General features: G+C 72.8%; 6 protein-coding genes. 2 read left to right on the top strand and 4 right to left on the bottom strand.

Annotated elements, in window-relative coordinates:
* Positions 1-24: 24 nt before the first annotated feature.
* The gene (locus tag CCN29_RS30045) at positions 25-1,422 is read left to right on the top strand and encodes a GntT/GntP/DsdX family permease (protein ID WP_031024680.1); all 1,398 of its coding nucleotides are present in this window, start codon (positions 25-27) and stop codon (positions 1,420-1,422) included.
* A 150-nt stretch (positions 1,423-1,572) separates the two neighbouring features.
* On the opposite strand, the gene CCN29_RS30040 is transcribed toward CCN29_RS30045, so the two are convergent.
* From CCN29_RS30040 to CCN29_RS30025, 4 genes are all read right to left on the bottom strand, one after another.
* A complete protein-coding gene (locus CCN29_RS30040; protein WP_031024678.1) occupies positions 1,573-2,196 on the bottom strand; it encodes a cytochrome b/b6 domain-containing protein in 624 nt (207 codons plus the stop codon).
* Complete coding sequence (locus CCN29_RS30035) at positions 2,180-2,941, bottom strand: molybdopterin-dependent oxidoreductase (RefSeq protein WP_031067219.1); 762 nt, start codon at positions 2,939-2,941, stop codon at positions 2,180-2,182. Before CCN29_RS30035 ends, CCN29_RS30040 begins: the two co-directional genes overlap by 17 nt.
* 82 nt (positions 2,942-3,023) lie before the next feature.
* Entirely contained in the window at positions 3,024-4,565 is a 1,542-nt protein-coding gene (locus CCN29_RS30030) for an APC family permease (protein ID WP_031067222.1), read from the bottom strand.
* A gap of 53 nt (positions 4,566-4,618) precedes the next feature.
* Entirely contained in the window at positions 4,619-5,569 is a 951-nt protein-coding gene (locus CCN29_RS30025; RefSeq protein ID WP_006135983.1) for an amino acid adenylation domain-containing protein, read from the bottom strand.
* A gap of 260 nt (positions 5,570-5,829) precedes the next feature.
* Here CCN29_RS30025 and CCN29_RS30020 point away from each other — a divergent pair.
* Positions 5,830-6,387 (top strand): NUDIX hydrolase (locus CCN29_RS30020; RefSeq protein WP_442538563.1); only part of this gene is annotated, 558 nt, incomplete at its 3' end.

The following is a 6,387-nucleotide window of genomic DNA, read 5'->3' as shown; positions in this document are numbered from 1 at the left end:
CCCCGTACACCTTAGGGATCCACCGTGACCAGACTCAGCGTCGAGATGCTGGCAGCGGACGCACCCGAGCCGATCACCTCGGCCGGCCACGCTCAGCTGGGCATCGCCGTCCTGGCGGGCATAGCCGTCATCGTCCTGCTCATCACCAAGTTCAAGCTGCACGCCTTCCTGTCGCTGACCATCGGGTCACTGGCGCTCGGCGCGTTCGCCGGCGCGCCGCTGGACAAGGTCATCACCAGCTTCAGCGCCGGGCTCGGCTCCACCGTCGCCGGCGTGGGCGTGCTGATCGCCCTCGGCGCGATCCTCGGCAAGATGCTCGCCGACTCCGGCGGCGCCGACCAGATCGTCGACACCATCCTCGCCAAGGCGAACGGCCGCACCATGCCGTGGGCGATGGTGCTGATCGCCTCGGTCATCGGTCTGCCGCTGTTCTTCGAGGTCGGCGTGGTGCTGCTGATCCCGGTGGTGCTGATGGTCGCCAAGCGCGGCAACTACTCGCTCATGCGCATCGGCATCCCGGCGCTGGCCGGTCTGTCCGTGATGCACGGCCTGGTCCCGCCGCACCCGGGCCCGCTGGTCGCGATCGACGCGGTCGGCGCCAATCTGGGCGTGACGCTGGCGCTCGGCGTGCTCGTCGCCGTCCCGACCGTGGTGATCGCCGGTCCGGTGTTCTCCAAGTACGCCGCCCGCTGGGTGGACGTCCCGGCGCCCGAGCGAATGATCCCGCAGCGTCCCTCCGAGGACCTGGAGCGGCGCCCCGGCTTCGGCGCCACCCTGGCGACGATCCTGCTGCCGGTCGTGCTGATGCTCGCCAAGGCGCTGGTCGACATCGTGATCGACGACCCCGAGCACCACGTGCAGCGCGTCTTCGACGTGATCGGCTCCCCGCTGATCGCGCTGCTCGCCGCCGTGCTGGTCGGCATCTTCACCCTCGGCATGCCCGCCGGGTTCAGCAAGGAGCGGATCTCCTCCCTGGTGGAGAAGGGCCTGGCGCCGATCGCGGGCATCCTGCTGATCGTCGGCGCGGGCGGCGGCTTCAAGCAGACGCTGATCGACACCGGGGTCGGCCAGATGGTCCTGGACATCTCCGAGGACTGGTCGATCCCGGCGCTGCTGCTGGCCTGGCTGATCGCGGTGGCGATCCGGCTGGCGACCGGGTCGGCGACGGTGGCGACCGTCTCGGCGGCCGGTCTGGTCGCGCCGCTCGCGGCCGACATGTCGACCACGCACGCCGCCCTGCTGGTGCTGGCCATCGGCGCCGGTTCGCTGTTCTTCAGCCATGTCAACGACGCCGGCTTCTGGCTGGTGAAGGAGTACTTCGGCCTGAACGTCGGCCAGACGATCAAGACCTGGTCGATCATGGAGACGATCATCTCGGTGGTCGCGGGAGCGCTGGTGCTCCTGCTGTCCCTGATCATCTAGGGCCTCTCGTTTGGATCACCCCGCTCGGGCCAGTCGACGAGGCACCGCGCCTCACGGCCGGCCTGATCCAAACGAAAGGCCCTTGCCCGGTCCGGGCTCGCGGCGGCCGGTGCGCACCTCGGCGGAGGGGCGCGCCGGCCGCCGTCGTGTTCAGGGCCGCCACAGGGGGTGCTCGCGCTCGGCCCACTCCCGGCCGACCGAGCCGGTGCGCAGACCCCGGCGGGCCTCGGGGTCGGCGAGGGCCATGCCGATGTGCCCGGCGAGGACGATGCCGACGGTCAGCGCCAGCCAGTCGTGGACGAAGGTCGCGGCGGTGCGCCAGACCAACGGGGTGAGGTGGGTGAACCACATCAGCAGCCCGGTGCCGAGCATCACCAGCGTGGCCCCGGCGATCCAGGCCGCGTACAGCTTCTGTCCGGCGTTGAACTTCCCGGCCGGGCGGGACGCGGGCCGGCGGTCGCGGCGCAGGGCGGCCCGCAGCCAGACCCGGTCGTGCGGGCCGAAGCGGTTGAGCCGGCCCAGGTCGGCGCGGAACGCGCGGGAGACCAGGGCGGCGAGCACGGGGACGGGCAGGAGCAGGCCGGCCCACTGGTGGAGGGTGACGACCAGGGCGCGGCGGCCCACCAGCTGGGCGAGCTGGGGGAGGTAGAGGCAGGCGGCGGTGGCCACGCAGACGCCCATCAGTACGGCCGTGGCGCGGTGTGCCCACCGCTGGGCGGGGCCGAAGCGCCGTACGGTCGTGGCGGCGGGCGGGGCGTCAGCTCGTGGGGGCATCGTCGCGTCCGTTCGAGCGGCCGACCCAGGCGTCGACGTCGTAGCCGCGCACCTCCCAGTAGCCCGGTTCGACGTCCTCGGTGACGGTGATGCCGGAGAGCCACTTGGCCGACTTGTAGAAGTACATGGGGGCCACGTAGAGCCGCGCCGGGCCGCCGTGGCCGTGGCCGAGGTCCTCGTCCTGCATGCGCAGGGCGACCAGGACGTCCGCGCGGCGGGCCTGCTCGAGGGTGAGGCTCTCGGTGTACGCCCCGTCGAAGCAGGTGAAGCGCACCGCGCGGGCGGTGGGGCGCACCCCGGCCGCGTCCAGCAGCCGGGACAGCCGCACGCCCTCGAACGGCGTCCCGGGCACCCGCCAGCCGGTCACGCACTGCACGTCCCGGACCAGGCGGGTCTGCGGCAGCGCCTTCAGGTCGGCGAGGGTGTAGGAGGCGGGGCGGTCGACGAGGCCGTCGACGGTGAGCCGGTAGCTGCGGGCGTCCTTGCGCGGGACGGAGGCGGTGACCGAGTAGTAGCGGAAGCCGCCGCCGTTGGGGAGGAGTCCGGTCAGGCCGGTGGGGTCGCGGTCGGCGGCGCCGGCGAGGAAGGACTCCAGACCGCGCTGGAGGTACGGGGCGCCGGCCAGGCCGAGCGCGCCGAGGCCGAGGGTGCCGAGCAGGACGCGCCGGCCGACGGGCGCGCCGCGTGTGTCCGGGTCGCCGGCGCCCGGGGCGTCCCGGTCCTGCGAGGGGTGTTCGGGTTTCACCCCCTCATTCGAGCACCCGCGGCCCCGGCGGGACCAGGGAACGCGGGTGCTCGTCAGACTTCGGTAAGACGCGAGGGCGGAGCTACGGCGTGCGCTCCGCCTCCTTCTCCAGCTGGAACGCCTCGTTGCCCAGGCCGATGCGGGCGTGCGTCTCGGGGGCGCGGGCGCGCAGGACGGCGCCCTGGACCAGGCCGACGACGAGGGCGAGGCCGATGACACCGGGCAGGACCCAGCGCAGGGCGGAGTCCGGGCCGGCGCCGACCAGCACGTCGAAGTCCTTGACCGTGTAGCCGGCGATGATCACGAGGGCGATCCCGGCGACCGCCGAGGTGCCCAGGCGCCAGGCCTGCGCGCCGGCGGCGCCGCGCCGTACGAAGAAGACCACGACGGACAGCGAGGCAATGGCCATCAGGACGATGACGCCGAGCGCGCCGATGTTGCCGCCCCAGGTGAACAGGTGCAGCACGGGCGCGGTGGGGTCGCCGGCCGGCTTGTCGTCGGTGAGCGCGAAGGCCAGCACCAGCACGACGGCGATGCCGGTCTGGAGCAGGGAGCCGGTGCCGGGGGCGCCGCTGGCGCCCGAGGTGCGGCCGAAGGCGGCGGGCAGCAGGCCCTCGCGGCCCATGGCGAAGGCGTAGCGGGCGACGACGTTGTGGAAGCTGAGCATGGCCGCGAACATGCCGGTCACGAACAGTACGTGCAGCACGTCGGTGAAGGTGGAGCCGAGCCGGTCCTCGGTGAGGAAGAACAGCAGGCCGGCGCTCTGCTCCTGCGAGGTGGGGACGATCGCGGCGGGACCGGTGGCCACGGTGAGCGCCCAGCTGCTGAGGGCGAAGAAGACGGCGACGCCGGCGACGGCGAGGAACATCACACGCGGCACCAGCACGTGCGGCCTGCTGGTCTCCTCCGCGTACACCGGCGCCTGCTCGAAGCCGAGGAAGGCCGCGATGCAGAAGCACAGGGCGGTGCCGACGCCCGCGCCGGTGAGGGTGTCCGGGTTGAAGGCGTGCAGCGACAGGCCCTCCGTGCCGGGGTCGGCGACGGCGGCGATGTCGAAGACGACGACCAGCAGCACCTCGATGACCAGCAGGACGCCGAGCACCTTCGCGTTGACGTCGATCTTGAGCAGGCCCAGCACGCCCACGGCGAGCGCGGCGACGAGCGCCGGTATCCACCAGGCGACCTCGAGGTCGGCGTAGGTGGCGAAGAGGCCGGAGACCTCGAAGCCGAAGATGCCGTAGATGCCGACCTGGAGGGAGTTGTAGGCGACGAGGGCGACCAGGGCGGCGCCCGCGCCGGCGGTGCCGCCGAGCCCGCGGGAGATGTACGCGTAGAAGGCGCCCGCGTTGTGGACGTGCCGGCTCATCTCGGCGTAGCCGACGCTGAAGAGGATCAGCACGGCGCCGAGGACCACGAAGAGCAGCGGCTGGCCGACGATGCCCATCACCGCGAATGTAGTGGGCATGACACCCGCGACGACCATGAGGGGGGCGGTCGCGGCCAGCACGGAGAGCAGCAGGCCCCCCGTGCCGAGGCGGTCGGCCCGCAGGGCGCGCTCCTTCCCCTTGAAGGTGCTGATCCCCGCGGCCGGGGCTCTGTTGGTGCTCGAACTGTCCGTCGTCATCTCGAGACCGTCCTTGGGTCGGTGGTGGGTGCGGGGGGCGTCCGGGGGCGAGGTCAGGCCGTGCCCAGGGCGGCGGCCCGTGCGGTGCGGAAGACGGTGAGGCCGTCCCGGTCGGGATAGGACCAGGGGGCGGCGGTGGCGTGGTCGCCGATGCGGTGGAACAGCGCGGCGGCCTCGGCCCCCCGGCCCTCGCAGACCTTGGCGTGGGCGAGGAAGTTGAGGTCGACGAGCCGGCGCGGATGCTCCTCGTGCTCCCACTCCAGCCACCAGTCGAAGGCCGCCTTCATCACCTGCCGGGCGCGGCGCCCGACCCAGTGGCCGGAGGCGACCGGGTCGGCGGGTTCATGCCCGGCGGCGGCGAGCGAGCGGTAGCGCTCGGCGTGCGCGATGACCGGCAGGATGGCCAGCGGCGAGTCGGCGGGGGCCTGTTCGGCCGCCCAGTTGGCGAAGTCGTACACCTCGTGCAGCGGGTCGGGGCCCGCCTCCACCCGGCGCTCCGCGAGCCAGCCGACGACCAGGTGGTGGGCGTGGTGGTGGTCGGCGTAGCGGGTGCGGACCTGCTCGAAGATACGGACGACGTCGCCTTCCGCGCCGAGCGAGCACTCCAGCATCAGCAGCCCGAGCCAGGGCGTCGGGTCGTACGGCAGCTGTTCGGCGGCCTTGCGGCAGACCTCGCGGACCCGGGCCGGCTTCTCCTTGCCGCGCAGGGCGCGCCGCACCCGGGCCAGCGCCAGCAGCACGGTCGCGTCACCGGAGTCGGGCTCGGCGAGCAGCCACTCGCGGGCCCACGCGGCGCAGTACGACTCCTTCGCGAGCACCGTGATCCGGTGTCCGCGGCGGTCCCAGTCGTCCCCCGTCCGCACCAGCAGCGAGCGGGTGTTCTGCCAGCGTCCCTGTGCCAGTGCGGCCCGCGCGGCGACGAGTTCGGCGTCGTCGAGGGCCTCGTCGTAGGCCTGTGCCGCTCGTTTGCGGGCACGGCCGAGGGGAGGCGGGGGTGGGGACACCGCGGGACTTCCTCACGCGTTTCTCTTGTCACACGGCTCAGGGCGGGTGGTCGGTGGCAGTGGTCGGCTGCCGAATGCCATGAGCTGATCACGGACAGCAAACCGTCAGCCAACGGATCACGTCAAGGGCGTCGGGGCCGTTACACGCGTCAACTGCGGTCACGAACGGGCAACTTGCGTCATCCGTGAACAACCGGATGGCCCAGGACGGCGCAGGTCGGGGGCGCCCGCGAGGACGCGGACGCTGCTTTGATGGCGGTATGAGCGAGAGCGGTGGACAGGGTGTGAACCGTGAGAGCGGCGAGGGCGGCGAGGGCGTGACCGGCAGGAGCGCCGGCGAGATCCTCGACATCGTCGACGAGCACGACCGGGTGATCGGACAGGCCCCGCGCGGCGAGGCGTACGCCCGCGGGCTGCGCCACCGCTGCGCCTTCGTCCTGGCGCGGGACGCGGACGGCAGGATCTTCGTCCACCGCCGCACGGCGGCCAAGCTGGTCTTCCCGTCGCTGTACGACATGTTCGTCGGCGGCGTGGTCGGCGCGGGCGAGACGTACGACGAGGCGGCGCTGCGGGAAGCCGAGGAGGAGCTGGGCGTGAGCGGTCTGCCCGCGCCCCGGCACCTGTTCACCTTCCTCTACGACGACGGCGGGAACCGGACCTGGTGGTCGGCGGTGTACGAGGTGCGCTGCGACCTCCCGGTGCGGCCGCAGGCCGAGGAGGTCGCCTGGCACGCCTTCCTGCCCGAGGAGGAGGTGGAGCGGCGGCTCGGCGAGTGGGAGTGGGTGCCGGACGGGCTCGCGGCGTACGAGCGGCTGCGG

Origin of the sequence: Streptomyces pseudogriseolus (assembly GCA_002154585.1) — a bacterium.
Taxonomy (GTDB): domain Bacteria; phylum Actinomycetota; class Actinomycetes; order Streptomycetales; family Streptomycetaceae; genus Streptomyces; species Streptomyces pseudogriseolus.
This window is presented reverse-complemented; position numbering and strand designations above follow the sequence as displayed.

Excerpts from the sequence above, each read along its gene's own strand:
- CCN29_RS30040 (WP_031024678.1), bottom strand. The coding sequence starts at position 2,196 with ATGCCCCCACGAGCTGACGCCCCGCCCGCCGCCACGACCGTACGGCGC.
- CCN29_RS30030 (WP_031067222.1), bottom strand. The coding sequence starts at position 4,565 with ATGACGACGGACAGTTCGAGCACCAACAGAGCCCCGGCCGCGGGGATC.